Here is a 25,502-nt window from a genome sequence, read left to right as displayed (position 1 = left end):
AATTTCTGAAAAGCAGCCATCTTTTTACCTGACCCCAATAGGTTTTGCCAGCAACTCCCTCTATAATCGCCCCCATGAGTAAAAACAAATCAAAAAACACCAGCGGCAACATCGCCCAAAACAAGAAGGCCCGTCACGACTACAGCCTCACCGACAAATTTGAAGCTGGCCTTGTGCTGCGCGGATGGGAGGTTAAAAGTCTACGCCAAGGCAAAATCCAAATTACTGACACCTACGTCATACTTAAAGATGGCGAGGCTTTTTTACTGGGCTGCAACATCACCCCACTACTCAGCGCCTCCACCCACTATGTGACTGATCCCACCCGCACTCGTAAACTCTTGCTACACGCAAAAGAACTAAGCAAACTACAGGAAGCGGTTCAACAAAAAGGCTACACCTGCATATGCACAGCGCTGTACTGGAAAAAGCATTTGATTAAGGCTGAGATTTGTTTAGCCAAAGGCAAGCAGGATCACGACAAACGTGAGACTGAGAAGAACCGCGATTGGGAACGACAAAAAATGCGCATTGTGCGCGACCACAACTAATACGAGTTACCCGCCCTTCAATCATGAAAACTCTCTATTTGCTGCGCCACGCCAAATCCGCATGGGATGACGACAAACTCACGGACGCGGACCGCCCCATAAGCAAGCGCGGGAAGCGCGATTGCCAGTTAGTTGCGGCAGAAATGCAACGCAATGGCAAGCACATTGCTCATGTGTATTGCAGCACGGCGAAGCGCGCCCAGGAAACCCTCAAACGTTTTCAAGTAGAGTCCGATGTATTTGACGACGCTGAAATCGTTCATGAAAATGCCATTTACACCTTTGAAGCGGCAAAATTACTCGCCTGGTTAAAAGAGCTTCCGCAGTCAAAAGACAGCGCCTTCATTATCGGTCACAATCCTGCCCTCGCAGATTTGGCGAATTATTTATATGACGGCAAGATTGGCAATGTTGGCACTTGTACTTTTTTAGAGCTCGAAATCAACATCGAGTACTGGGATCAACTCAGAGCCGACAGCGCAAAACTCTCCGATATTATTCGCCCCAAGCAATTTCGCTAACTCGTCATCTGCGACATAGGACACTAGCCGACAATGACCGCGCATCCGGCATTAAAAGACATCAGCATCGTTAATGACGTACTCATTTTAAAAAAGAACCATAAACTTATTCGCCGCATGCAAAGAGCATTACCTGGGCCAGAAATACATGGCTATCAAGTCTGGGGATCATCGTTTCTGATCATGGATTACCTGCTAGAAAATCCGCCCAAGAAAAAAGCCAAGATCACTGAGATTGGCTGTGGCTGGGGAATTCTAGGCGTTTCTTGCGCGCAGCAATTTAAAGCAAAGGTCACCGCCGTAGATGCGGACGAACATGTCTTTCCCTATCTAGATGCTCACGCCTTGCTAAATGACGTTAAAATTTCCACCCGAACGGCGCGCTACGAAAACCTAAAGCCGGCAGACCTAAAAGGCCATAGCCATATGCTAGGTGGCGACATCTGCTTTTGGGATAGCTTGGTAAAACCTTTGTTTTCAGCGATAACCGCCGCTCGCGATGCCGGTGTTAGCACCATCATCATTGCCGATCCGGGCAGACCGCCGTTTCACAAATTGGCAAAACGCTGTCAAAAAGCCTTTGGTGCGACCTTGGTATCACGGGAAATCAGCAGCCCTAAAAAGCTAAGCGGCGAACTGCTGATTATTTCTCAGTAGGTAAAAGCGCTATTTCTTCGTCTTGGTTTTCACCTTCACTTTCACCGGCTTCGGCTTCAATCGCGGCCGGTATTCCAGCTTTGCCATGCGCGGTAACTTACCAGTACTCAAAAACTTGTGAGTTAATAGTTGCGAGCGAATTCTAGCCGCACTCTTCTTTCTAGGCTTAAAGACATTACTCTGTGACGCATCAAGTATTCTCGCCTTCACGTTATCAGCCCACTGCAAATCTATAATAGATTGCAAGGTGTGCTGCAAGGTCTTGCTATAAACAGGGCAAGTCACTTCAACCCTAAAATCAATATTTCGCGTCATTAAGTCTGCAGACGAAATAAAGTAGCGCGGCTCACCGGCATTGCGGAATATATAGACACGAGGGTGCTCTAAAAACCCATCCACAATACTAATCGCTTCAATATTGTCACTAAGCCCTTTAACCCCCGGCACCAATGAACACATGCCTCGGACAATTAAGCGCACCGGCACGCCAACCGAGCTGGCTTTGTACAATTTATCAATCAGTTCACGATCAACCAAATTATTACATTTCAGCGTAATACCGCACTCGCGGCCTTTTTTAGCATTGCGAATCTCGGTTTCAACCAAGCCCAGCAAACGTTCACGACTATTAAGCGGCGACACACCAAGGTGTTTAAACTCATGACGTTTGTAGTTGTAGGCAATAAAATCAAATACTTTTGCAACCTCATCGCCTAAGGCCTGATCATAGGTCAACAAACTAAAATCAGTGTAAACCTTGGCCGTCTTCTCATTAAAATTACCGGTGCCAATATGGGAGTAGTATTTTTGAACACTGCCTTCCTGACGCACAATCGAAATCAACTTGCTGTGCACTTTTAGCCCAGGCACGCCGAGTATCACATTCACGCCACCATCAGTAAGACGCTGCGACAAGGCTATATTTGCGGCCTCGTCAAACCGTGCCTGCAATTCAACGACCACTGTCACTTCTTTGTGATTAGCCACCGCATTCAATAAGGCATCGACCACATGCGAGTTAGAGGCTACGCGATAAAGACTGGCTTTAATGGTTTTTACTGCGGGATCAATCGCCGCCGTCTTGAGCAGGTCGGTTAGATAATTAAAACTATGGTAGGGGTAATGCAGCAATATGTCTTGCTCACGCAAGCAGCTAAGAATATTTTCCGCCTGATCAATCGCCGGCACCGGGATCACAGGCAGATGCTTATTATCCAGATACGCGGGGCCCAAATTTGGAAAACTCATAAAGTCTTTAGAGTTATGGTAACGCCCGCCCGGAATCATAGAATCCAAACGTCCTAAGCCCAAACGCTTCACCAAATATTCGAGCAGATCCTTAGGCATGGCGCCGTCGTAAACAAAGCGCACCGGATCGCCCTTCTTCCGGCGCTTCAGGCTTTGGGTCATTTTTTCTACAAAGGTGTGCGTGACCTCTTCACCCAATTCTAAGTCTGCGTCTCGTGTTAGCTTTAGAGTATATGCCGCTGTCTCACCCATAGGGAAAATGCCGCGGAAGACCTCTGGCAAACACACGCGAATCATATTTTCTAAGGCTATAAGCACCTTGCCATGCTTGCCTTTGCGGCCGGGAATACGAATAAAGCGATCTAATCTGACAGTGGGGATTTCAAGCAGTGCGAAACGAGTTTGCTGCTCGCTACTCAACTTAATAGCCAGATAAATCGAAGCATCATTGAGCTCCGGAATCGGGTTAGCATCATCTAAAATGATCGGTACTAACTCTTGCTGAATATGCGAATGAAAATACTCTCGCACAAACTTAGTTTGGGTCTCATCTAACTGGCGCTCACTAACCAAATAAATCTTGCGACGCCGCAACTCCTTTAAGTTTTCTTGGTACACAGCATCAAAGCGATGCTGTAACTTCATCACCATCTGCCGAATTTCTTCCAACAGTGCCTTGTACTCATCTTGTTTTGACGGTGGCGAGAACGCCGCCAAACGCCGCACGTCAGCAACCCGCACACGGAAAAACTCATCAAGGTTATTTGAGAAAATACCTAAGTAGCGAATACGCTGAATAACAGGCACCTCAGGATCTTCGGCCTCCTGCAAAACTCGCTCATTAAACGATAGCCAACTCAGTTCTTTAGCAATCCACGTTGTTACTTCGCTCTGCCCGCTCATCACCAACCCTTTCCACTTAAAAATCTAATAAAAACCACCTATCAGCTTAATAAATTATGATGTCACTAATATGACATCTTTAAGCTGTCGATTTTGACCTGCCCAGCCGATACACTAAACCCCCATCAAGGAATTTTTACTACATGGCTCAAAATTGCGACTCTTACGCGGCCCTAGATTTGGGCTCGAACAGTTTCCACCTACTCATTGCCAGCTTTCAAGAGGGCAAGCTCCGTGTCATAGACCGCCATAAAGACATGGTTAGGCTCGCGGCCGGCTTAGATGATGATGGCTGCCTAAGCGAAGATGCACAAATGCGCGCGCTCGAAAGCCTCACAAAAATGGCCGATCGCCTACGGGGCGTGCCGCGCAGACAAATTCGCATCGTGGGTACCAACACCCTGCGCGCAGCTACCAACGCCAACGAGTTTATGGCCAAAGCGGAAGCTGTACTGGGACTGCCTATCAACATTATATCTGGCACCGAGGAAGCTCGCCTTGTATACCTTGGCGTCGCCAATGACTTCGCGCCAGAAAAACAACGCCGCCTCGTCATTGATATCGGTGGTGGTTCCACCGAACTGGTCATTGGCACTAACACGCCGCGCCAGCTCGAAAGCCTACCCATGGGTTGTGTCACCTTCAGTATGCGCTATTTCAAAAACGGCGACATCAGCGAAAAAGCGTTTAAAAAGGCGGTTAATGCCGCTAGGCAAATGATTGGCCCCTACGTAGAACCCTTTCGCGACCAATGGGACGAAGCCGTCGGCTCCTCAGGCACAATTCGTAGCATAGGCAAAATACTTTCAGAGCAAAAGTTCAGCGACGCTGGCTATATCTCTGCAGAGGGTTTGGAAAAGCTTAAAGATCAATTGCTCGCCACTGACACCAGCCGCAACCTGAATATTCCCGGCCTCAGTGATGATCGCAAAGAGGTCTTCGTTGGCGGTTTTGCCGTGCTTTACGCCATCTTCCAAGAACTGGACATGCAAGGCTTACACGTCTCGGCCTACGCCATCAGGGAAGGCATTATCCACGACCTCGCCGGCCGACTGCATCACCGAGACAAACGCGAAGACACCATTAATCAGTTTATTGTTCAATACGGCATCGACAGCGCCCAAGGCAATCGCATTGCCGATTTATGCGCAAGGCTCCTGCCCAGTCTCGCCGATCAAATAAGCACCCCTCAACACGAGGCAGAACCGTTACTGCGCTGGGCAGCACAACTCCACGAACTCGGTCTTGCCATAGCGCATGGCGGTTATCATAAACATGGTGCTTATATTCTCGGCAATGCAGACATGCCCGGATTTTCACGGCAAGAACAAGCGCGGCTCAGCTTTTTAGTAGCCAACCATCGCCGCAAACCCAAACAGCCCAGCACTCTGACGTACGGAGTAACCGCTGATTGGCCATTAATTTGCGTGCTTCGCTTAGCCTGTATTTTATATCGACGCCGGCAACCTAAAAAACTCCCAGAAGGCATTAACCTAACTAGCACAGGGGCAGAGGAACTTACCCTCTCCATTCCCGACGACTGGCTAAGCATCAACCCTCTCATTGCCGCAGATCTAGAAGACGAAGCTGATCTACTCAATAAGTCACTAAACATCAAACTAAGTATCAAACGTAAAAACTAAGCGCGGCAACACACTGGCCGCAGGCAACGCAAAGCGTTACACTTACCGGTCTGGGGCCGATTTGGATTCGACGCCGGTTACAACGCTCTGTGGTGCATGCCGTGATGACAGCCAATCACGTAAATCCAAAGCTGTAAACCTAATAGTTGCCAACGACGACAACTACGCTCTAGCCGCTTAAACCCCGGTTAGCGGTCGCTACCAGATGCTTGTAAATGGGACGCGACTGTCATATAGAACAAGCTAGCGAGTAAGGTATGTCTGAGACCGAGCCGCGAAACACTTATCGGAATCGCCAATAACGTCCTGCCCGTCGGGCTGTTTGCGGTTAAATTAATTGACGGAAACCAAGCATGTGAAGAGCCCTGAGTGGCGGACTGACGGACGCGGGTTCAATTCCCGCCGGCTCCACCAAGTATCAAACCCCAGCCTGAAAGGGCTGGGGTTTTTTATTGCCCCCAATCTGAGTTATGCCTCGCTAATAACAAGCCAATTACTAGAGGCGTTAAGCAAAGCCAAAATCCAACTGCCCACACCCGTGATAAATTTATTTCCGAGCGTCTTTGATATACATGGCAGAACCATTGTTTCGCATTTGAACCTCAAACAACTCTGTTGCCCGAATTAAGTCGCCAAGCTTTGTGTAACCATAATTTATTGCAGAAAATGAACTATTATTTGATATGTAGTGGCCAACTCTACTCATGTGCGCCCAATGATCATCTTCTGATGACTGTTCAACCGCGGTTCTGAGTAACTTAACTAGCGAGGTATTAGACCTTAGTTTAGTTCTATCGTGCTTCTCAACATTAGAGCCGCTAATCGACTTTTCGTCGTCTTCGGTGACAAGATTTTCTGTGTATATAAACGGGGAGCATGCGTCGACAAAGGGCTTCGGTGTCTTCTTTTCACCAAATCCGTATACGGGTAAACCGCTCTCAAGAATCCGAAGCACCAGAGGAGTAAAGTCACTATCGCTCGTCATTAGAGCAAATGCATCAACATTGTTACTGTATAGAAGATCCATGGCGTCAATGATCATCGCTGAATCGGTTGCATTCTTCCCTTTCGTATAAGCAAACTGCTGCATTGGTCTTATTGCATGTGGATGCAGTCGCTCAATCCAACCAGATAAGGATGGATTATTCCAATCTCCATGAGCATGGCGAACATTAACCATCCCATACTTGGCCAATTCTTTTAGCACACCTTCAATAGAATTATGGCTTACGTTATCGCAATCGATAAGAAGCGCTATTCTTTTATGCTCTGGCATGTAACTCCTTGGCCCTAGCGGCACTCTTTGTAGTAGCGGTCTGAGATATCACGTTTTTTCTCACGATAGTAATTGCTCTGGCGCACATTGTAACCTCGACGCATCCTGTCTTGTATTTGCTCCAATGCTTCCAAATACCCTTTGCACGGGTAAGAATCATCCCTAGAGCGCCCAATACGTTGTCGCTCAATCATTGTTGCTTGCGGCCTAGATGTTTTGGGTTTTGTGGGCGGGGAATACCGCTGAGGTTTTACTGGATCGGCGCGATGAAGGTAGGGCAAGTCAAACTCATGCCGTGACTTATATGGCGTGCCATCGCTAGGCTTCACGTCCGAGTATTGAACGCGGCCATTTGAATCTGTCCATTGATAGACTTCTGCCGATACCGCCGAACCAAGACAAATAGCAACTATCGCAAACGCAAACCTAACAATCTGCATATTTCATCCCTGAAACCGACAAGGATTAGATGAGTGGAGAATATCTTCCACATGCTCAACTAACTAAATCTTTATTATAAATTAGCTCGCCATACCTGAGCGGGCCGCCTCTGTATTGAGAGAGTTAATCATCTGCTACGGAAAATCAAGACTCACTCCCCGCTGCATGACCCTATTTGCCTACCTTGCCCTAGCAAGACCGCCTAAACTAACGCAACTATAAGCATTCGCTCATAAAAAAAGCCGGCAATTGCCGGCTTTTTTTATGCTTGCGCGAAATCGCTACTCAATCATGAGGCTAGCACTGGTGCACCTTCTGGGCTGCTTAGCAGAGTACGTAAGATAGCTTGGCAATCGTCACGGCTCATCAAAATAGGGACCGGGTAGCCTGAGCATTCTTTTACTGCTGCGATGGCAATTTCTGGAATATCCGCTTCCTTTAAACGATCCAGTTGATCGGGCACACCTAGGCGTTTATTTAAATCTGCAACGGCATCAATGAATTTTTCAGCTGCTTGCAGATCGCTATCGCTGCTAGTGGCGACTTCAATAAGTCGTCCTAGTTTAGCCAGTGGCTGTTGCGACGTCTTGGCCATAAAGCGCAGAACTTCTGGCATGACCAAAGCATTAGCTAAGCCGTGAGGCGTGCCATAGTGACGCCCCAACTGGTGAGCAATAGCGTGCACATTACCCACGCCAGCATCGTTAATTGCCATGCCGGCATAGTAGGCGGCAATCGACATTTGCTCTCTAGCTACCGCATCGTTACCGTCTTTATAAGCGCGGGGCAAATATTCAAAAATCATTTTTACAGCGGCGTAACCATGGGCGTCACTGCTGTCTGTACCCCACAGGCTAATGTACGTTTCGATTGCGTGGGTTAAGGCATCCATTCCTGTTGCGGCGGTAATCGGCGCGGGCATACCGAGTAGTAAATCGGCATCTAGGGCAACCGCGTCTGGCAGCATTTTGGCGTCGGCAATAAAGAATTTCTCATGGCTGTGGTGATCAGAGATAACCGCAGCAATAGTCGCCTCTGAGCCAGTGCCTGAGGTTGTTGGTAAAGCAAAAAGTGGCAAAGGAGCTTTCTTAACTTTGAAATAGCCAACCAGTTTAGTGGCATCTCTGCCGTTGGTTGCTGCCGATGCAATGGTTTTAGCGCAGTCAATAGATGAACCACCGCCAATCGCCAGTACCGCGTCGCAATTGTATTGCGCCTGCAGTGCTAATCCGTCATCGACCATGGCAAAGGTTGGGTCAGGCAAGGTGCCGTCATAAATTGTGCAGCTAACCCCTTCTTCGGTAAGGACATCCACCGCCCGGGCAACAATACCCAAGTTCACTAGGGGCTTATCACTGACCACTAACACTCTACGAATGCCCTGGCGCGCAATGTGACGACACAGTTGCGCGGTGCTGCCTTGGCCAGTAAACGCCATATAGGCCAGCGATGGCATCAATTTAAAAGGAATCGTAATCAACGCTAAGTAGGTGCGCTGCAATAAGGTTCTAAAAAACTTACTCATTCTAAACTCCACTAGTCGATCACAGAAAATCACGTCAAATATTGCGACACAAACCGCCCCCTAGAGCGCGGGTCATCGGCAGCTACGCCGTTTCGCCTTGGTATTTGGGAACAGTATTTAGCCACTGTTCTTTATTCAGCATCTTAGTGCTGCAATGCCTAAGCAGCGCGCTTAGCTACGCGAAGTGCTTGGGCATTTTGAGACCAGCCGGTGACTCGCGACACTTTAAGGGCTCAATCATAAACCTAGTTTGAACATCAGCGGCTATATATCAGCCAAACCCTATTCTAAACATATTTACAGGCGTTAAGTAATTATCGTGAAGAAAGAGTACAGCACCAAGACCGCCGAAAAAACGGCGCGCTACTTAAACACTTATTATTAATAGATGATCATAAGTAAGACGCTAGGCTATCAGGGTCGCCGTTGTGGGGTTAGTCCTCAGGCGCCTCATCTTGGCAGCGGCCGACCCCAAACGTATCGTTAAGAGCCAAGATTACCTTATCGTAATGTGACAGCTGAAGGGCTACTTGCAGCAGACGGTTTTATAGCGCCAACCGTGTGGCCAAGCGACGTCAGTGCGAAGGGAGAGGACAAGGCTTTTATGATAGGCCGCAGCAGAATTTAATCAAAAGTCACATGGGTCAGCTTGTCTAAGCCTAGCCAGTAATAATCACGCGCAAAACCGGGCGCGGAGAAACAAAAAGACTGCACGTAATTATTCATCGCAAAACGGGCTTTTTCCTCGCCGGTTTCAATATCGAGAATGACGTTTTCTTCGCCGTTTTTCAGACCTCGCCAGGTTTTTAGGCTGCGATAGTCTTCGGTGACCAATTCACCGGTATCTGCAAAATAGAGCCCGTGACCAGCCATACCAAAGTCGTCACGTTGCCATAAGGCTGTTAGCTCATTAGTTTTAAGATCATGCCGCCACGCCTTTACAAATGCATTGGCCGAGTCGTAGGCCACTAAAATACGACGCTGGCTACAGTACAGTGGCGGATTGCTGATGCTTCCCCCACTCATGCCGCTAATAGGCGTAATACTAAAATCACTGCTGTCACTAACACTGACACGGATAATATTATTGGGGCTTGTCGCCACACCCTCATTTAGCATCGATAGTGCTTTATTGGCGGTATGCTTGCCGTTGTCCATAAACCAAATATTGTGCTGATCAATGACGGGGTCCCAGCCATAGCTTTGCCCCGGATTTTGGAGGGCATTGTCGATATAGTTAAACGCCCAGTCGCTATCGCGCTCTAATGTTTTACCGGCAGCATTAAAATGATACCGATAAATGGTGGTAACACCCGTGACATACACGGTGTTCCCCACCGCGCTTAACCTCGAGATTGACGGCTCTGGCATCTCGATGGCATGACTGATAGTCAGGGTATCGGGATCAATGAGTAGTAATTGTGTTTGGCCGTCCTCGGCAATCGGTTTGGTGACGAGATAGCCGCCATCCAATATTACGTGGGAGTTATACGGTAAGTTTTGCGGCAGCTTTAAGCTATTGATGCATTCGCAGTCTGGGTTCAAGCGATGCATGTAACGGCCAAATGTCACATAGAGATCGCCGTTGCGATGAATGGCAAAGCCACCCGGCCAAAATGGACCGCCGGCAAGCTTGGGAGACTTTTTAAGGGGTACCAATGTTTGCGGGTCAATTTTTTCAATGTAAGAGTGGCAGTCAAATCCCAGGCCTCTTCGCAGAGTATCATGGTGCATGAGATACACTTCGCCGGGGTCTCGCAACAGCACCATATTACCTATTAGCAGCCGCCGGCTCACCAGCTTCACCCTATCTGTCGCTAGAATATTTAGGCCTTTAGTGGCGGTTGGCATTTGCAAGCGCTCAGGGCCGCCATCTTCACAAGACCAGGGACTATTGTAGTATCCGCTGGCAACAGCATTGCGGTTGGTAATATCAGCAGCCACGCTATTGCCCTCGCCGCCGACGCTTGATTAGCCAAACCAACACTGCCAGCAATAACAGCGGTGGCGGAATTATGTAGAAGTAATAGGCGCTAAAGAGTTTTTTATAGGTGTTGCGTTTAATTTGTTCAAGGGCGTCATAGCCTTCGGGCATGCTCTGCACGCCGTGCGTCGCTGCGTACTGCTGGTAGTCGGCGAGCATGGTGCTGAAGACCACAGGCTCGGCTTCGGCTAGATCACTGGTTTCACCGGGATCTTTATGGAGATTGTACAGGCGCCAAATACCATCGCCGTGGGGAGGCAGATTGCGCGCCAATTTATACTGGCCTTTAAATAGCGCGGCATTACCCGCCACTTCCAGCCCGACGGCTTCGCTGGGCCCATAGGTCTGCTCGCGACTACCGTTTAGCACCGGCTTTAAGCTGCGACCGGTGATGCCAATATCGTTTTCGCTTAGCGATGCAGGCAGACCGAGATAGTCCAATATGGTTGGTGTGATATCGGTGACCATAGCCAGCGACGATTGCATTGTGCCTTGGGGTATCGTCGGTCCTGCAATAATTAGGGGAACCCGAATACCGCCATCACTGCTATAAAATTTAAACATTTTATTAGGCGATGCCGCCGCGGATGCCCACTCTGGGCCTATGGAAGCCAAGCTGCCCTTTTCACCCATGGTATCAATATCGCTATTGTAGCCACTGACTACTTTCCACAATCCTATGCCTGCGGTATTAACAATATCGTTAAACTCGGGGCCGTTGTCAGACGTTACTACGAAGAGTGTATTTTCCAATTGGCCGCTCTGCTCAAGCCAGTTGATAAGGCGGCCGATATGATGATCCATGGCTTCGAGCATACCGGCATTGACTGCCATGGCTTTAGTATAAAAACGCCGCTCTTCATCACTGAGCTTTTGCCAATCGCGCAGCCCTTCTGGCATCGCGGCCAAGGCGGCATCAGCGGGAATGAGGCCAAGCTGTTTGGCTTTTTGCCAACGCTGCTCGCGCAATACATGCCAACCCTGATCGTAAACACCGTCGTAGTGTTCGGTGAATTCTCTTGGCGCTTGAATGGGAATATGAATGGCTTGAAAGGCTAAATAGGCAAAGAAGGGTTGCGCGCTTTTATCTGCGGTATTGTTGTCGGCATCAATATAGTCGATCATTTTATTGACGATAAAAGCGGAGGAGTAAAAGTCTTCTGGCAAGGTGGCGGGCTGATCATCTTCATACCAGGGCGCCGTGGTGTAATACGGCATATACGGTTTTTGTTCCCAGTTATCTGCACCAGAGGCATCTAAAGCAAAGGAGCGGTCAAAGCCGTGACTCACGGGCAAGTCTTGAACTCGCCGCCCCATATGCCATTTGCCCGTCATATACGTTCGGTAGCCCGCCGCCCGCAAATGATCCGCAATGGTTTTTACACCCGGCTCAAGGGCTAGCGAGTAACCGGGTTTACCTTCATGTTCTTTGGGTATGACTTCGGGGATTGTCGCCACGCCGTTAAGATGATTATCAACACCCGTTAGCAACATGGCGCGCGACGGTGCGCAAAGCGGCGATGTTCGGTAGTTACTAAAACGAACACCCTGGTCTGCCAAGCGTTGAATGCTAGGCATACGCGCTTCACCGCCAAAGGGCTCAAAGTCCATCAAGCCGGCATCATCAACAAGAATCACCACAATATTCGGTGAGGTCTGCGCAAGTACCGGGGTAGTCGCTAGCAGCAGGCCAAACAGCGCGATGGCAAATACCGACAAACACAGCCTGTTATTCATCTTATTATTTTTAGAATGGATACTCATTGCGACTCTCATCAAAAGAATTGACTTAGCATATGCCAATATATCCAATCCCTTAGCTGATTGATAGCCCGCCCAGTTAAGCAAAAAAAAGGGCGAACTGAGTACAGCTCGCCCTTTTCTTCACTCGCTAAACATCAGCCAGTCACTAATATTTTCCCATCTCGGCCACCCTCGGCCGCCGCGGCAACAGCATGTTTAATTTCACTCACCGGATATTCAGCATGTATTTTAGTTTGCAGCTTGCCCTCTACAATGTACTTGGTAATTTGGCCAAACACCGCCATTTGCTTTTCTGGCGTAGCATTGCGGAACCAGCGGGCCAACCAGAAGCCTTTTAGGGTCACATCGCGGAATACAAAGGATGTTGCCGAAACCTGACAGGGCTCACCGCTCATTAAACCGTAATTGACCAGCGTACCGCCCATCGCAACCGAGGCAGCCAATCTGTCGGTAGCAGCGCCACCTATGGCATCAATGGCTAACTTGGGCAGATTATCACCAGTGGCGCTGGCCACTTCTTTCGCTAACTTGGGACCGTCAACTAGGACGACATCTGCACCCAGGGCTTTAACGCCTTCAACAGCGGACTCGCGGCGCACCACATTGATGGTCTTCAAACCTTTAATCTTGGCCAGCTGGATTAGGTAGCTGCCCACACCAGAGTTAGCGGCGTTTTGAATCACCCAGTCGCCAGGCTTTAAATCAACAAACTCTTCGAGCATCAGAAGCGCGGTTGGCGGGTTGATGGTCATCATCGCCAATTGCTTTGGATCCGCTTCATTAGGAACCGGAATAAGCTGCGCTGTTTTGCACACCATGTGCGTAGACCAAGTACCTATACCTACGGGCAACATCACGGTTTGTCCAAGTGCAGGACCTTTGCCGCCGAGCTTGACGATTTTACCCACACCTTCATTGCCACCAATGGCCGGCAGGGGCGGCAATATACCGTAGTCACCCGTTAAGGTAAGCACGTCAGACGGGTTGATCGGTGACGCGATCAATTCCACCAAAGCCTCATCTTCTGCCAGCTCGGGCACCTCAAATTCAACCGCTTCAATGACGTCTTGGGGAATTTTCCCGCGTACCTTGTACTGTGCTTTTAACATATCTTGCTCCTTACAATGTGCGCTGCCAGATAAATGCCGGGCAACACCTAAAAATTATTTTCCGCAGGTCTACTTGGATTTAAAAATACCGCCGACCCAGCGGAAAAATCGCACCACGGGGTGGTTCAATAAATTGTCTAAAAATACTTGCTGAGCAATCTGGCGGAGCGCGTCTGCATAGGTGGGATAGGGATGAATCACGCCCTGTAATTTTGCAAAGTTCAGCCCAAGGGTTTTCATCACCTGCACTTCAGCAATAAGCTCACCCGCCCGTTTGCCAATAATATGAGCACCGAGTACCTTGCCTTTTCGACTGGTAATGAGCTTTATGCGACCCATATCACCGGCCTTGGTTTTGGCGCGGTCAAGCTTGTCGAAATCATAGTTATATACCCGAATCGAATCTCCGCACTGCTCACGCGCTTCGGCCTCGGTTAAACCGGCACGGGCAAATTCGGGGTCGGTAAACGTCGCCCAAGCCACATGCTCGTAATTGGCTTTGCGCCTAATAGGTAACACCGCATTCATAGTGGCAATCTTGCCCTGAAAATTAGCCATGTGACTCAATAGATACGGACCCGCCACATCGCCGCAGGCATATACGCCCTTGGCCGCTGTCTGCAGATAAGCGTCGACCTTTATACCGCGATCAGTCTCAATACCGGCCGCGTCTAGGTTTAGATCAGCGGTATTTGGCGAGCGCCCCAAAGCCACTAATAGGGCTTCGGCCTCTACAATAATTTCTTTACCATTCTGCTCGGCATACACCTTAACGCCGAGTTCACTGCGCTCGAATTTGCTCGCCTTGGCACCCAGATAAAAGCTCACTCCCTCGGCAGTTAGCTTGTCGCGAATGATGGCTGAGAATTCCGGCTCTTCTCGAAACATAACCTCAGGGGTCATTTCAACGACCGTGACCTTCACACCCAGCCTGCACATCGCCTGAGACAATTCCATACCGATGGCACCCGCTCCCAATACGACCATGGAAGCCGGCAAGCTATCCTGCTCAAAGAAATTGTCGTTGGTCAGAAACGGTACGGCATCCAAACCCGGTATTGGCGGCACCATCGGCGACGAGCCGGTGGCGATCACAATTTTCTTAGCCTGAAATTGCTCGCCGTTTACCGAGATAATATTAGGGGATACAAACTCGGCGCCACCTTGCACAAACACCGCGCCGGCTTTCTCTAACACCTCTGGCGTTTCGTGCTCGTAGATACCCTCGCTAATCAGACGAACTCGCTTGAGAATCGCCGCCGTATCTACCTTGATATCGGCAAACTGACGAGCAATATGCACATCGCTTGCCTCATTGATCAGGCCTTTGCTGGGCACACACCCAGACCAAGTACACTCACCACCACTGCGGTGTTTTTCAACTATCAGGACTTTTTTGCCAAAGCCCAGTGCTGTAAACGCCGAGGTCAATCCCGCAGCACCAGAGCCGATAACAATCAGATCGAACACCTTCATATTGGCCTCCATTTAGTGGTGATGATGAAATTAAAGACCTTGATATAGCTCGGCAATCTTGTCGTAACGCTTGCGATTCAAGCCCATATCGGAATGGCCGGCGCGGCTTGAAGATCGATAATGAACAAGCTTGTTGTCAACATCGAGCCAGAATTCGACGTCGTCGCGATAGCGCATTAATGAGGTGGTAAAGATCACATACAAATAATCTTCAGACTCCGCTGCAATACTGCCACCGCCATAGGCCGCGACCGCCGCCTTTAAGGCGCTCATGGTTTCGGCCGCCGAATTTTTAAACGCCAGCGTAGCCACTTTCTTCTTAGGATCGTCCACCTGTGAAGACACATTATTGGGCTTGCTACTGATTGCAGCCAGCTTGCCATCCTTCACGCCCAGCTCAGGCACGCGATTACCCTCAATGACCACCCGGACCAGAAACGCCACAACAAGAATCCCGATTACACCCAAAACAATTTGCACGACTCTATTCCTCATAAAGACCTCGATAAATGAAAAATACTTTGTGCGCAAAATAATGGCAGGCCAGCATTGACCTGTCAATGATTTGTGCGCAAAATAGTTTCGACTCTGGAGAACAACATTGACTGACATCCCCCAACTTAAGCTCAAAAATCAAATTTGCCACTCGCTATATTCGGCGACCAATGCCTTGATTCGCGCGTACCGACCGCTACTAGAACAGCTTGGCCTAACCTATCCTCAATATCTGGTGATGCTGGCGCTGTGGGATCAAGATAAAGTCATCATAAAAGACCTTGTCCAGCGCACTCGCTTCGACGCGGGGACACTCACCCCGATTCTTAAACGACTAGAGAGCAAGCAACTCGTCAGCATGATCAAAGCCGATGAAGATTCCCGCCAAAAACTCGTATTGCTTACCGATACTGGCAGGAAGCTAGCCCAACGAGCCAAGCAAACGCCCGATAATATTAGCTGCCAAATTAAGATGGCGCCGGAAGATGCACGGCAACTCAAGGCCCTGGCCGAAGAGTTATATTCCCTTGTTAGCAACAGCCTCATTGAAGACAGCGCTAATGAGTAAAGCAGCATCAGCGCGACCTACCGATCTGCAATCCCTCCGTGTGCGGCCCATTGCTGGACTGCAGAGCGACCCACATCTCAAATTTAAGAAATAACACCACTATTTCACTCCGCCACTATTTTGTGCTTTTATAGTTTTGCGGTAACCTGTCGGCAATAAATACATCATTGACTGCCCAAATCGCCATATTCCCTGCAATAAGGCATTGTTTGCGAGCGTGACCCCTGACTCACGGAAGAACTTATGAATACTCGTCTATTGATTCTAGCTCTCTTATCCAGCGCCTTAGTCACCGGCTGTGGCGGGTCCAGCTCCTCTAGTTCACGAGGGGGCCAAGACAACAACCCACCAAGCACCGAAACCCCGGTCACCAGATTCGACATGGCCAATAACTGCTATGCATTGCAATCGGCGCAAACAAATAAATATCTTGTCGCGGGCACAGATGGCAGCTTTACCAGCAGCGCCAGTTCAGCTAGCGCGGGCGATGCTCTCTTCATGCAACCGGCTACTTTAGGAAAATATCTGTTTTACACTGCTGACCAAAAGCTACTGACCGCTGGCGATGGCGCAGTAAGCGCAGAGAGCATCGCCAGTGATGCCGCTATTTGGACCATTGATTTAGTGCCCGGCGGTGGCAGCTTTACCATTGTGTCGGACAGCACATCACAAACAATGCAGCTTGATGATAGCGGGCTGCTAATTGCTGGCCCCGAGACCAGCGGCCCCAATTCAAAATTTAAGTTTGCGCCACGCCGCAATTGCACTAGCTACCCTGAAATGCCCACAGGCGTTTCTACCGAAACCTTTAAAGGCAACGGCGTCGACAAACCCATTGTTGGCTTTGCAGATGTTCACACTCATATGGGCATGTCCAGTGAGATGTCTTACGCCGGCAATGTCGGCCCCTCAGCCGGCGGCGTGCTGTACGGCGAAGTCATTAACCGCTTTGGTGTTGATCACGCGCTGGAAAACTGTGAAGACTTTCACGGTCCGAACGGGATTAGGGACGGCAATAATGTTATTAGCCTCAACCCCACCGACACCCACGAAACTGAAGGTTGGCCGACGTTTGTAGGCTGGCCGCGCAGAGACTATTTAACCCACCAGGTTATGTACTACAAATGGGTAGAGCGTGCCTACTTATCTGGCCTGCGCCTGATGGTCAACCACGGCACCAATATCAAAGCACTGTGCGATGTGGGTAAAACGATTTCTGGCAATCCTGGCGCCGACTGCAACGACATGAGCGTGGCCGTAAAGCAGGTTGAATACCTCTATGACGTGCAAGATTATGTAGACGCCCAAAGTGGCGGGCCTGGCAAAGGCTGGTACCGCATTGTTAAAAGCCCACAAGAAGCGCGCGAAGTTATTAACGATGGCAAAATGGCCGTCGTGCTTGGTGTAGAGGTTGCGCAAGTCTTTGACTGCGGCATGACCGTATTACCGGGTGGAACTGAGCAGGCCAATTGTGACCAAGCGCAAATAGACAGTGAAATACAGCGCCTATGGGATCTTGGCGTTCGTCACGTCTACCCCTTCCACGACATAAATACTTCCTTGGGCGGCGCCGGTATATTTAATGGCGACACCATGAACCTGCTCAACTTCCTAGACACCAAAGCCTTCTTTAAAACCACCGAGTGTCGAGACTACCCAGTAGATGAACCCTCGGTTCGGACCCCCGGCACAGAGATGACCACCGCCATTCCAGGCAGCGGTAGCGATCCAATATCTCAAGCTCTCTTTGAAGCCACCGCTGGCCTTACACCGCTTTATCCTGAGGGCAAGCGCTGCAATGAGCGCACAGTAACCGACTTGGGCGAATACGCTCTGCGCGCCTTAATGGCACGCGGCATGGTGATTGATATTGACCACGCCGCCTACCACAGCAAAGACATTATGCTAGACATTGCCGACGAGCAAACACCGGCCTACCCCTTGGCCTCATCTCATGATGCCCACGGCGGTTTAACCAGCGACCAAGTGGTACGCATGTTGAAAAACGGCGGCACGGTTTACCCCTATAAAGGCAACGGCATAAAGCACAAAGAATTTTTGGCAAAATTAAAATTCTGGCGCAGCAAAGCCGGCATCACCGATGCCCAACAACCCTTAGCACTGGGTTACGGCGCTGATGCTAATGGCTTTGGCGGCCATCCCGGCCCCCGCGGCGGCGACTCAGAACCAGTTCAATATCCCATCACGCTATTTAGCGGCGACGACTGGGGGCCGCAATTTGCCAACTTCAAACCCGTCACTGTCGATATGTTAGTGATCCCGGAAAGTGGCAAGTACTGGCATATTGACGAAACCGGTATGTCTCACTACGGTTTGGTTGCCGACTTTGTCGAAGAGGTTAGACTCGAAGGCGGCAAAGAAGCACTCGACGCTTTGTACAATTCTGCTGAAGGCTATGTACAAATGTGGGAGCGCGCCTACAACCGCAACGGAAACTAAGCCATGCGCCAAAAGCTTCTATTTTTAACTTGCGCAATACTGCTTCTCACCGGCCTTTGGCTGGTGATGAAGCCAGATTCCGGGTCGCTGCCAAACAGCGGCGCGGTAGCCGAGGCCAAAGAGTTTTACTTCACTATTCAAAGCGGCAGCATCCCTGATCCACAAGTGATTCAACTTAAGATTGGCGACACGGCACAACTCAACTTTATGAGCGATAGCGACGCCGCCGTTCATATTCATGGCGTAGATATGCACATCGTCTTAAACGCGGACGTAACCCAGCAAGTTAAATTTGACGCCACTCAGGCGGGCCGATTCGCCCTTGAGGTACACGATACCGAAATGCAGCTTGGCGCTATTGAAGTCTATCCGCGCTGATGCGGAGTAAATTTCACCTCGTCTTATTCGCCACCCTCGCGCTATCGAACAACTGCTTTGCGCACTCATTCGGCGAGCCCTATAAACTACCCATGCCCTACTGGATGTATATCTACGGGGCCATGGCGGCGCTTATTTTGTCTTTTTTAGTTCTGGTTTTTTTCTACAGCGCAGAACACGCAAATCGAGCCTCCAGACAAATTACAATTGGCAGCCCCCGCCTAAGGGAAATTGCCCGCAGACTTAGGCTGGCAAGCATCATGAAAGCCAGTCTACTATTGTGTTTTTGCCTCGCCATTATTAGCGGCCTGATTGGCAATCAAGACCCTTATCGCAATTTTAATATGACTTTTTTCTGGATTAGCTTTGCCTTGGGTGCCAGCTACCTCAGCGCCATTTTTGGCAACTGGTATGACTACCTCAATCCCTGGAAAGTGGTCTGCTCCACCTCCAAAAATTTCAGCCGTGGCCGCTACACCTACCCCGCCCAATTTGCTTACTGGCCAGCCGTTATTTTATATATGGGGTTTATTACTCTTGAGCTGTTTGGCAATACGCGACCGTTTTCTCTATCCATGATTTTAATCACTTACAGCGCAATTAATATGCTGGCGGTGTATTTGGTCGGCAGCAAGGCGTGGTTTCACTATGGCGAGTTATTCTCGGTGATGTTTAGGCTTATCGCCAAAATGTCACCCCTTCACTATCAAACTACGGCCGAAAATCGATTTGAAATTACCCTGCGCTTCCCGTTCAGTGGCTTACTACATGAGCGAATAGAGCACCGCAGCCTGCTAATCTTTTTATTATTTATGCTGTCGTCTACCGCCTATGACGGCCTCCGTGAAACCAGTTTGTGGTTTAATATTTTCTGGCGAGATCCGCTAAACATTATCGAGCCCTTACTCGGCCAACACCCACTGCACGCTTACATTACCCTGCGCCCCTGGTATATCGGCTTTGAGACGCTGTGTTTGCTGCTATCACCTTTTATTTATTTGAGCTTGTTTTTATTCTTTTTATGGCTAGGGAAACGCCTAACGCGAAGCGATCTAAGCGTGACCGAATTATCGCTGCGTTTTGGGTATAGCCTGCTGCCGATTGCCTTGGTTTACCACATTACGCATTACTACACGCTGGTGCTAAGCCAAGGGGTGAAGATTCGGGGTTTATTCTCAGACCCCTTTGGCTGGGGTTGGGATTTATTTGGCACGGCTATTAGCGGCAGGCTGCCCATCCTTCCTGACATGGGTTTGATTTGGAATAGTCAGGTCTGGCTGATTTTAATTGGTCACGTTGCCAGTGTTTATTTGGCTCACGCCGAAGCACTGCGCAGTTTTCCAAACCAAAGACAGGCGAGTATTAGTCAATTGCCCATGCTTATACTGATGGTAATTTTTACCGGCGCTGGTCTTTGGATTCTGGCTCAGCCTTTACAAGGTTAAATACCTTAGCGGACACCTAACAAATATAATTCAGAACACCAGCGCGAGGAGAATCGAGCATCAGTCTAGATGCCCGACTATTTGAAGTCGCAAACTCTCTAAATCGACTTTTATTTGTCTAGCCAAATTTCATCTAAAGGCTTACGCGGCGATGGAAATTCTTTGTCTTGCATGCCTTCGTCAAGCTGGGAAGCTTCGCCTTTTTTGCCTATCGCAAAGCCCATAACCGCTTCATATTGCTCGGCATCTAAGCCAAGGTGTTCCAAAATGTCAGCGTGTTTTATACCCGCCATACCGTGGGTATATAAACCTTCTTGGCGCGCTTGCAAGGTCATCGCCATCCACGCGGCACCGCAATCTAGTGCATAACTCGCATTGGGCTTGCCGTTATGTTCAAAGTGTTTTTTGCCAACAAGAAAGCCAAGAACAGAGGCGTCTTTCGCCCAGGACTGATTGCCTTCCAATAGTAAATTAAGGAATTCGCCAAAACGGTCTGCATTGCTGCTCGCATTGGCGGTATAAAAGCGCCAGGGCTGAGCATTAAAACAGGATGGGGACCAGCGAGCAGCATCGATCAAGCGGGCCACCGCAGCGTCATCTAGGGCCGCGTTGGCAAATGCGCGCGGCGACCAGCGTTCATAAAATAGTGCGGATACACCCTCTTTCGGGTCGCGACCTAACGGTGGATGAGACATACATCAACTCCTCAATTAAGTAAAAATAGTTTCACTCTTACTGCTTTATTTCACAGCGCCAGAGAAGTTATTCTCAGGCGATAAACCCTTATTATTACTATTTTTCCTCTGGCGGCAGGTCAAACCACAGTGCCTCAAAGTTATCACTCTTGGCTATAATCTCAAGCTCTCTTGCTTGGTAAACGCCGAGACCATCACCGGCCGATAACACGCTATCATCGAGTTCGGCGCCGCCAGACACGACATGTAAATACCCAACCCGCCCCTCACTCAACAATATTGGCGAGCCTTCATTCTGCTGCAAACGCAGGCGATATATCGAAGCATCTTGATGCATCATTAAGGAGCCGTCGCGACCATCGTGGCTTACCAAAAGCGTTAAGGTCTTACTTTGTGGTATGCGCGCCTGCTCATACTCAGGTTTTATACCCTTAACATTAGGCCGCAGCCATATCTGCAAGAAACGTAATTTCTCCGTCGCCGATGCATTGAACTCAGAATGAGTAACACCGCTACCGGCACTCATGCGCTGAACCTCGCCAGAGGAAACAGTGCGTCGGTGGCCCATGCTATCAACATGGGCGACACTACCCTCTAGGACATAGGAGATAATCTCCATGTCGCGATGCCCATGGGTATCAAAGCCAGCGCCCTCGACCACGGTATCATCATTAATCACCCGCAGCACAGACACGCCCATATGCTCGGGATCGTAGTAACTACCAAAGGAAAAGCTATGATGACTGTCTAGCCAGCCAAAACTCGCATGGCCGCGCTGCCCTGCTGATCTGAAGTAGTGCATATTGTCCTCCTTAACATCGCGGCAAGTTCCGCCGAAACGGAAAGCGCGGGCAAACCCTAAGCTTGAGTAAAGCCTAGAGTATCGCTTTTTTTAAGGACGAACATAAGCCAAGGGTGAGCAGAGCGACACTGAAATGAGATGAGATTTAAAACGCGGCGGCATCACCGCCCCGCGAGACCGTGAGCACCGCATTATTTATCAGGGAGACTGCGGCGATTATTTTTTAGGCGAAATATGCATGGATATTTCTGCATCAAAAACTACAGTGCCAAGCGCATTTTTGACTTCAACTTTAACGGGGACGATGCCTTTCTCACCGGGGACAATTTCTCGCATTGTTGCATAGCCGCGAAGTACGCCTTTTGCTGAACCCAGATAGCGCACCGTCATGCCTGCCGGAATCCAACGCATACCCGAGGGCATTGAGGCCTCGCTAACAACACCAGCGGCAACCTCAGCCAAATTGCACATGGCAATCGCGTGAACGCTCCGAATATGATTGTGTAATGAGCGCCGCTCTTTAATTCTCACCACGGCGTAGCCAGTTTCCAGCTCTTCAAAAACCGGTTTAATCGTAGCGAAGTAAGGTGCTTTAAGGCAGACCCCTTTAGAGAATATTTGCTTGCCGGCGGGATAGGCGGAAAGTTTGCGCCAAAGTTTTAATGTCGGATTCATGGTCGGCCCTCTAAATAGTGAGGGAACACTAGCACGGCGCTAGCCGTAAACCATTGACTATAAAATCCAGGTTCACGACACCCGCGGTCAATTATCGCCAGCGACCCGGCTTACTCACCCACACCCAGACGCCGCTCAGCGCTAGCAACAGCAATAATACCGCTGCAATATCGGTTAGGATCACACCGGCAGGACCACACTCCCCGCCACCTTACGGGATAAAACATCATTTGCAGTCCAACAACATTTGTCGCCCAGTCTACAAATACCACCACAAAAGGCATGATGAATGGCGCTATATCTTCCATAAGATCCGCATGTCTAGAACCTGTAGGTCGCTTGCATACTAACGCTACGACGTGGACCGACTACGGCAATATGTGAGATGCCCTCAGTAATGGTATTCACCAATGGGGTATCGTTAGCATATAGATAGATGCGCTCGTCAGCCAGGTTCTTACCGACCAGTGCCAGATCCCACATATTGTCGATTGTCGCTACGCTCAGCCGGCCATTAAGCGCAATGTATGCGTCTTGTTCAACCCGCGGATCAAGATTCGGTGACGGATTATAAGAGCCACTGAATATTACGTCGATATTACCTCTGAACAGTAAGTTTTCGGTTAACTCAGATTCATATCCAAGCGTGATATTGCCTGAGTAGTCGGCGACAAACTGCCCCGTCTTTCCGGAGTAATCACAGTTAGGTGAACCTTCAACATCTGGTGCTTGCCCCTGAATACATGTCCCACTTTTATGATCTTCATACTCAAATGACATTATCGACATACCGGCAGCAAGGAGCCAGTGACTACTTAGCGCTATCCGCCCGTCCAACTCCAAACCATAGGATATTGCACTCGCTGCATTGCCAACATTGAATCCGAGGGTGCCATCAAAAATAGAGACTTGTAAGTCACGAAAATTAGTATAAAACAACGCCATATTTAGCTCTGCAGCGCCACCAAGGAAGCTAGATTTACTACCAAGTTCGATGCTATCGGCTGCTTCCCGGTCATACTCAAAGCTACCGGCTAGCGATATTTGGTTACAGCCATCTAAAACACCGCCATCAGTACAACCGAATACATTCGGATTAAGTGGCGTTAAGCCAGGATCTGGGCTCGAGTTCGATCTAGCGTCATAACCACCAGATTTAAAACCGCGGGCCCAGCTGGCGTACACCATAACCTCATCGCTAGGGTAGTATTGGTACTTTAATGACGGCGCAAATTGCACCTCTGTGCGGTCGCCAGTTAAATCGTGTCGCTCGCCCGCGAAGCTAATCGCTGCGACGGTATCAATCTCGCCAATAGGCAGAATACTTCCATCTGGACCGGCAAAATCAAATCTACGAGCCCCCATCTTTGACTCCCAGGTATATCGTCCACCAAAAATGAGCCGTGAGTAATCGCTCATGACCCAAGTCGCCTGTAGAAAGGCAGAGGCAATAATGGATTCAGAGAGGAAAGTTCTAGGCGCGGAAAACCCTACCAATTGGTTGCCTGCATCCCCCACCCCGAGAATTTCTCTTGGGTCTAGTAGATTGGAAAGACCAGGGTCAATATCACCTCGACCCCCTAATTCGAGTATATCAGCAGCATTTATTAGCTGAGGAGCTAAATCACTAGGGACAATAACGCTATCATTAAAGTCCACCTCACTATATTGAGCGTATGCGCCGCTAATATATTCCCACTTACCCCCCAAATCAGATAACCATCGAAACTCTAAACTGGTTTGTTGATATTCTTCATTGAATTCGGCTTTAAGAAGATCGGCACCAGTGTAATCACAGTCGCAAAGCTCATCATACTTGTACATCATATGGGCAAAAATAAGATTATATGAACCTCCATCAGCCCCGCCCCAATCTAACTGACCAGTAACATTGTATGTTTTGTTATTGCTGTAATCTTCTTGGCGAGATGTTCTATAGTCCGGAGAGTGGTCACGCACGGAAGGATGCTCATCAAGTGCTAAGCCGTAAGTGGTATTTCCAATCGGTAGGCCTACATTAGTATCACTAACAATTTCACCATAAGTTCTGCCGGTAAAGAGAAAAATGTCCGACTGCGACGGTTCATCGGATATCACCTCGAACTGCCTCCCCACTACATCAAAAATACCGTGTTCAAACTTGACCGTCAGTGTAGTGTTGTCATTAACATCCCATACGCCCTTAATTCTTGTTGTAAGCTCATCTCTTTGTGGCTCGGGCTCATTTGTAATTTGATTAAACATATAACCATCCGACTGCCTGCCTCTTACCGCAAAACGTAGCCCAAAGCTATCGCTTACTGGTCCCGAAACAACGAGGTCTGTTGTATATTCGTTATATTCAGGATCAACGGTCAAAGAAGCTAGCAATTCACTATCCTGACCCGGGCTAGCTGTACGAACGGAAATAGCACCACCGACACTGTTTTTACCGTACAGTATATTTTGTGGCCCTCTTAGCACTTCGACCTGCGCCAAATCCAGAAACGGCGCTCTGGCAAGCTGCGCGCGACCGTAATATACACCATCAACGTAGGTGCCAACTGACTGCTCAAAGCCTTGGTTCTCCCCTGAGCCAATCCCGCGAATGAAGATTAATGTGCCAAGTCCACCTTCCGCCATTTTAAGATTGGGAACATACGCGGCGAGGTCCTCTAATTTTGTGATACCCGCCTCAAACAGTTTGTCACCCGATACCGCGCTTACCGATACCGGCACATCCCCCATGCTTTCACTGCGATGCTGTGCCGTAACCACGACCTCTTCAAGCATCCCCGCTGACAGCGCTTGCTGGGAATTGAGGATTGAAATTAATGCTAGGGGTAGAAAAGATTTTAGATTTTCTAATTTAGAATTCATCATATTCACATTTAAGTAGTTATTATT

The 25,502-nt window shown here is 49.2% G+C and carries 22 protein-coding genes and 1 other RNA gene; 9 read left to right on the top strand and 14 right to left on the bottom strand.

What is annotated here, in order from left to right; genetic code table 11:
• The first annotated feature begins 74 nt into the window (after window positions 1–74).
• From smpB to AB4875_RS04390, 3 genes are read left to right on the top strand one after another with little or no spacing between them, the layout of a single operon-like run.
• Window positions 75–551 carry an SsrA-binding protein SmpB gene (smpB, locus tag AB4875_RS04400; protein WP_368374837.1) on the top strand — a complete coding sequence of 159 codons (477 nt, stop codon included), beginning with the start codon at window positions 75–77 and terminating at the stop codon, window positions 549–551.
• 23 nt (window positions 552–574) lie between these two features.
• Window positions 575–1,072, top strand: a complete 498-nt coding sequence (locus tag AB4875_RS04395; protein ID WP_368374836.1) for a SixA phosphatase family protein — start codon at window positions 575–577, stop codon at window positions 1,070–1,072.
• Window positions 1,073–1,105: 33 nt separating this feature from the next.
• A complete protein-coding gene (locus AB4875_RS04390) occupies window positions 1,106–1,729 on the top strand; it encodes a class I SAM-dependent methyltransferase (protein ID WP_368374835.1) in 624 nt (207 codons plus the stop codon).
• Between the two features lie 9 nt (window positions 1,730–1,738).
• Here the strand turns inward: AB4875_RS04390 and ppk1 are convergent, their stop codons facing one another.
• The gene (gene ppk1, locus AB4875_RS04385; protein WP_368374834.1) at window positions 1,739–3,880 is read right to left on the bottom strand and encodes a polyphosphate kinase 1; all 2,142 of its coding nucleotides are present in this window, start codon (window positions 3,878–3,880) and stop codon (window positions 1,739–1,741) included.
• Window positions 3,881–4,023: 143 nt separating this feature from the next.
• Between ppk1 and ppx the strand changes: the two genes are divergently transcribed.
• Both ppx and ssrA read left to right on the top strand, forming a co-directional pair.
• The gene (gene ppx, locus AB4875_RS04380) at window positions 4,024–5,523 is read left to right on the top strand and encodes an exopolyphosphatase (RefSeq protein ID WP_368374833.1); all 1,500 of its coding nucleotides are present in this window, start codon (window positions 4,024–4,026) and stop codon (window positions 5,521–5,523) included.
• A gap of 52 nt (window positions 5,524–5,575) precedes the next feature.
• Window positions 5,576–5,937: a transfer-messenger RNA gene (ssrA, locus tag AB4875_RS04375) on the top strand.
• 133 nt (window positions 5,938–6,070) lie between these two features.
• Here the strand turns inward: ssrA and AB4875_RS04370 are convergent.
• The 8 genes from AB4875_RS04370 to AB4875_RS04335 all read right to left on the bottom strand — a co-directional run bounded on the left by AB4875_RS04370 (window position 6,071) and on the right by AB4875_RS04335 (window position 15,578).
• Window positions 6,071–6,799 carry an NYN domain-containing protein gene (locus tag AB4875_RS04370; protein WP_368374832.1) on the bottom strand — a complete coding sequence of 243 codons (729 nt, stop codon included), beginning with the start codon at window positions 6,797–6,799 and terminating at the stop codon, window positions 6,071–6,073.
• Window positions 6,800–6,813: 14 nt separating this feature from the next.
• Window positions 6,814–7,239, bottom strand: a complete 426-nt coding sequence (locus tag AB4875_RS04365; RefSeq protein ID WP_368374831.1) for a DUF4124 domain-containing protein — start codon at window positions 7,237–7,239, stop codon at window positions 6,814–6,816.
• A 290-nt stretch (window positions 7,240–7,529) separates the two neighbouring features.
• Entirely contained in the window at window positions 7,530–8,765 is a 1,236-nt protein-coding gene (locus tag AB4875_RS04360; RefSeq protein ID WP_368374830.1) for an iron-containing alcohol dehydrogenase, read from the bottom strand.
• Between the two features lie 624 nt (window positions 8,766–9,389).
• Complete coding sequence (locus AB4875_RS04355) at window positions 9,390–10,709, bottom strand: hypothetical protein (RefSeq protein ID WP_368374829.1); 1,320 nt, start codon at window positions 10,707–10,709, stop codon at window positions 9,390–9,392.
• A gap of 1 nt (window position 10,710) precedes the next feature.
• Window positions 10,711–12,513 carry an arylsulfatase gene (locus AB4875_RS04350; protein WP_368374828.1) on the bottom strand — a complete coding sequence of 601 codons (1,803 nt, stop codon included), beginning with the start codon at window positions 12,511–12,513 and terminating at the stop codon, window positions 10,711–10,713.
• Window positions 12,514–12,647: 134 nt separating this feature from the next.
• Window positions 12,648–13,622, bottom strand: coding sequence for a zinc-dependent alcohol dehydrogenase family protein (locus AB4875_RS04345; RefSeq protein ID WP_368374827.1), 975 nt, complete (start codon window positions 13,620–13,622; stop codon window positions 12,648–12,650).
• 69 nt (window positions 13,623–13,691) lie between these two features.
• Window positions 13,692–15,098, bottom strand: coding sequence for a dihydrolipoyl dehydrogenase family protein (locus AB4875_RS04340; protein ID WP_368374825.1), 1,407 nt, complete (start codon window positions 15,096–15,098; stop codon window positions 13,692–13,694).
• Between the two features lie 30 nt (window positions 15,099–15,128).
• A complete protein-coding gene (locus AB4875_RS04335) occupies window positions 15,129–15,578 on the bottom strand; it encodes a DUF1499 domain-containing protein (protein ID WP_368374824.1) in 450 nt (149 codons plus the stop codon).
• Window positions 15,579–15,699: 121 nt separating this feature from the next.
• On the opposite strand from AB4875_RS04335, the gene AB4875_RS04330 reads away from it, so the two are divergent.
• The 4 genes from AB4875_RS04330 to AB4875_RS04315 all read left to right on the top strand — a co-directional run bounded on the left by AB4875_RS04330 (window position 15,700) and on the right by AB4875_RS04315 (window position 20,444).
• Window positions 15,700–16,161 carry a MarR family winged helix-turn-helix transcriptional regulator gene (locus tag AB4875_RS04330; protein ID WP_368374823.1) on the top strand — a complete coding sequence of 154 codons (462 nt, stop codon included), beginning with the start codon at window positions 15,700–15,702 and terminating at the stop codon, window positions 16,159–16,161.
• Window positions 16,162–16,404: 243 nt separating this feature from the next.
• Entirely contained in the window at window positions 16,405–18,621 is a 2,217-nt protein-coding gene (locus tag AB4875_RS04325; RefSeq protein ID WP_368374822.1) for a peptidase M19, read from the top strand.
• 3 nt (window positions 18,622–18,624) lie between these two features.
• Window positions 18,625–18,999 carry a cupredoxin domain-containing protein gene (locus AB4875_RS04320; protein ID WP_368374821.1) on the top strand — a complete coding sequence of 125 codons (375 nt, stop codon included), beginning with the start codon at window positions 18,625–18,627 and terminating at the stop codon, window positions 18,997–18,999.
• A gap of 260 nt (window positions 19,000–19,259) precedes the next feature.
• Window positions 19,260–20,444 (top strand): hypothetical protein, encoded by a 1,185-nt coding sequence (locus AB4875_RS04315; protein WP_368374820.1) that lies wholly within the window; start codon window positions 19,260–19,262, stop codon window positions 20,442–20,444.
• Window positions 20,445–20,554: 110 nt separating this feature from the next.
• Here AB4875_RS04315 and AB4875_RS04310 read toward each other — a convergent pair whose 3' ends face one another.
• The 5 genes from AB4875_RS04310 to AB4875_RS04290 form a co-directional block, all read right to left on the bottom strand.
• Window positions 20,555–21,139, bottom strand: coding sequence for a nitroreductase family protein (locus AB4875_RS04310; protein ID WP_368374819.1), 585 nt, complete (start codon window positions 21,137–21,139; stop codon window positions 20,555–20,557).
• Window positions 21,140–21,236: 97 nt separating this feature from the next.
• The gene (locus tag AB4875_RS04305) at window positions 21,237–21,941 is read right to left on the bottom strand and encodes a pirin family protein (RefSeq protein WP_368374818.1); all 705 of its coding nucleotides are present in this window, start codon (window positions 21,939–21,941) and stop codon (window positions 21,237–21,239) included.
• Window positions 21,942–22,157: 216 nt separating this feature from the next.
• Window positions 22,158–22,616 carry a hotdog fold domain-containing protein gene (locus tag AB4875_RS04300; protein ID WP_368374817.1) on the bottom strand — a complete coding sequence of 153 codons (459 nt, stop codon included), beginning with the start codon at window positions 22,614–22,616 and terminating at the stop codon, window positions 22,158–22,160.
• Window positions 22,617–22,726: 110 nt separating this feature from the next.
• Window positions 22,727–22,924: a hypothetical protein gene (locus AB4875_RS04295; RefSeq protein WP_368374816.1), complete on the bottom strand. Its 198-nt coding sequence runs from the start codon at window positions 22,922–22,924 to the stop codon at window positions 22,727–22,729.
• Between the two features lie 13 nt (window positions 22,925–22,937).
• Window positions 22,938–25,475 carry a TonB-dependent receptor gene (locus AB4875_RS04290; protein ID WP_368374815.1) on the bottom strand — a complete coding sequence of 846 codons (2,538 nt, stop codon included), beginning with the start codon at window positions 25,473–25,475 and terminating at the stop codon, window positions 22,938–22,940.
• Window positions 25,476–25,502: the final 27 nt, after the last annotated feature.

Origin of the sequence: Zhongshania sp. R06B22, from assembly GCF_040892595.1 — a bacterium.
Lineage (GTDB): Bacteria > Pseudomonadota > Gammaproteobacteria > Pseudomonadales > Spongiibacteraceae > Spongiibacter > Spongiibacter arctica.
This window is presented reverse-complemented; position numbering and strand designations above follow the sequence as displayed.

Coding starts and splice junctions, on each gene's coding strand:
- smpB (WP_368374837.1), top strand. CDS start 75: ATGAGTAAAAACAAATCAAAAAACACCAGCGGCAACATCGCCCAAAAC.
- AB4875_RS04395 (WP_368374836.1), top strand. CDS start 575: ATGAAAACTCTCTATTTGCTGCGCCACGCCAAATCCGCATGGGATGAC.
- AB4875_RS04390 (WP_368374835.1), top strand. CDS start 1,106: ATGACCGCGCATCCGGCATTAAAAGACATCAGCATCGTTAATGACGTA.
- ppk1 (WP_368374834.1), bottom strand. CDS start 3,880: ATGAGCGGGCAGAGCGAAGTAACAACGTGGATTGCTAAAGAACTGAGT.
- ppx (WP_368374833.1), top strand. CDS start 4,024: ATGGCTCAAAATTGCGACTCTTACGCGGCCCTAGATTTGGGCTCGAAC.
- AB4875_RS04370 (WP_368374832.1), bottom strand. CDS start 6,799: ATGCCAGAGCATAAAAGAATAGCGCTTCTTATCGATTGCGATAACGTA.
- AB4875_RS04365 (WP_368374831.1), bottom strand. CDS start 7,239: ATGCAGATTGTTAGGTTTGCGTTTGCGATAGTTGCTATTTGTCTTGGT.
- AB4875_RS04360 (WP_368374830.1), bottom strand. CDS start 8,765: ATGAGTAAGTTTTTTAGAACCTTATTGCAGCGCACCTACTTAGCGTTG.
- AB4875_RS04350 (WP_368374828.1), bottom strand. CDS start 12,513: ATGAGTATCCATTCTAAAAATAATAAGATGAATAACAGGCTGTGTTTG.
- AB4875_RS04345 (WP_368374827.1), bottom strand. CDS start 13,622: ATGTTAAAAGCACAGTACAAGGTACGCGGGAAAATTCCCCAAGACGTC.
- AB4875_RS04340 (WP_368374825.1), bottom strand. CDS start 15,098: ATGAAGGTGTTCGATCTGATTGTTATCGGCTCTGGTGCTGCGGGATTG.
- AB4875_RS04325 (WP_368374822.1), top strand. CDS start 16,405: ATGAATACTCGTCTATTGATTCTAGCTCTCTTATCCAGCGCCTTAGTC.
- AB4875_RS04320 (WP_368374821.1), top strand. CDS start 18,625: ATGCGCCAAAAGCTTCTATTTTTAACTTGCGCAATACTGCTTCTCACC.
- AB4875_RS04315 (WP_368374820.1), top strand. CDS start 19,260: ATGAAAGCCAGTCTACTATTGTGTTTTTGCCTCGCCATTATTAGCGGC.
- AB4875_RS04310 (WP_368374819.1), bottom strand. CDS start 21,139: ATGTCTCATCCACCGTTAGGTCGCGACCCGAAAGAGGGTGTATCCGCA.
- AB4875_RS04305 (WP_368374818.1), bottom strand. CDS start 21,941: ATGCACTACTTCAGATCAGCAGGGCAGCGCGGCCATGCGAGTTTTGGC.
- AB4875_RS04300 (WP_368374817.1), bottom strand. CDS start 22,616: ATGAATCCGACATTAAAACTTTGGCGCAAACTTTCCGCCTATCCCGCC.
- AB4875_RS04295 (WP_368374816.1), bottom strand. CDS start 22,924: ATGGAAGATATAGCGCCATTCATCATGCCTTTTGTGGTGGTATTTGTA.
- AB4875_RS04290 (WP_368374815.1), bottom strand. CDS start 25,475: ATGAATTCTAAATTAGAAAATCTAAAATCTTTTCTACCCCTAGCATTA.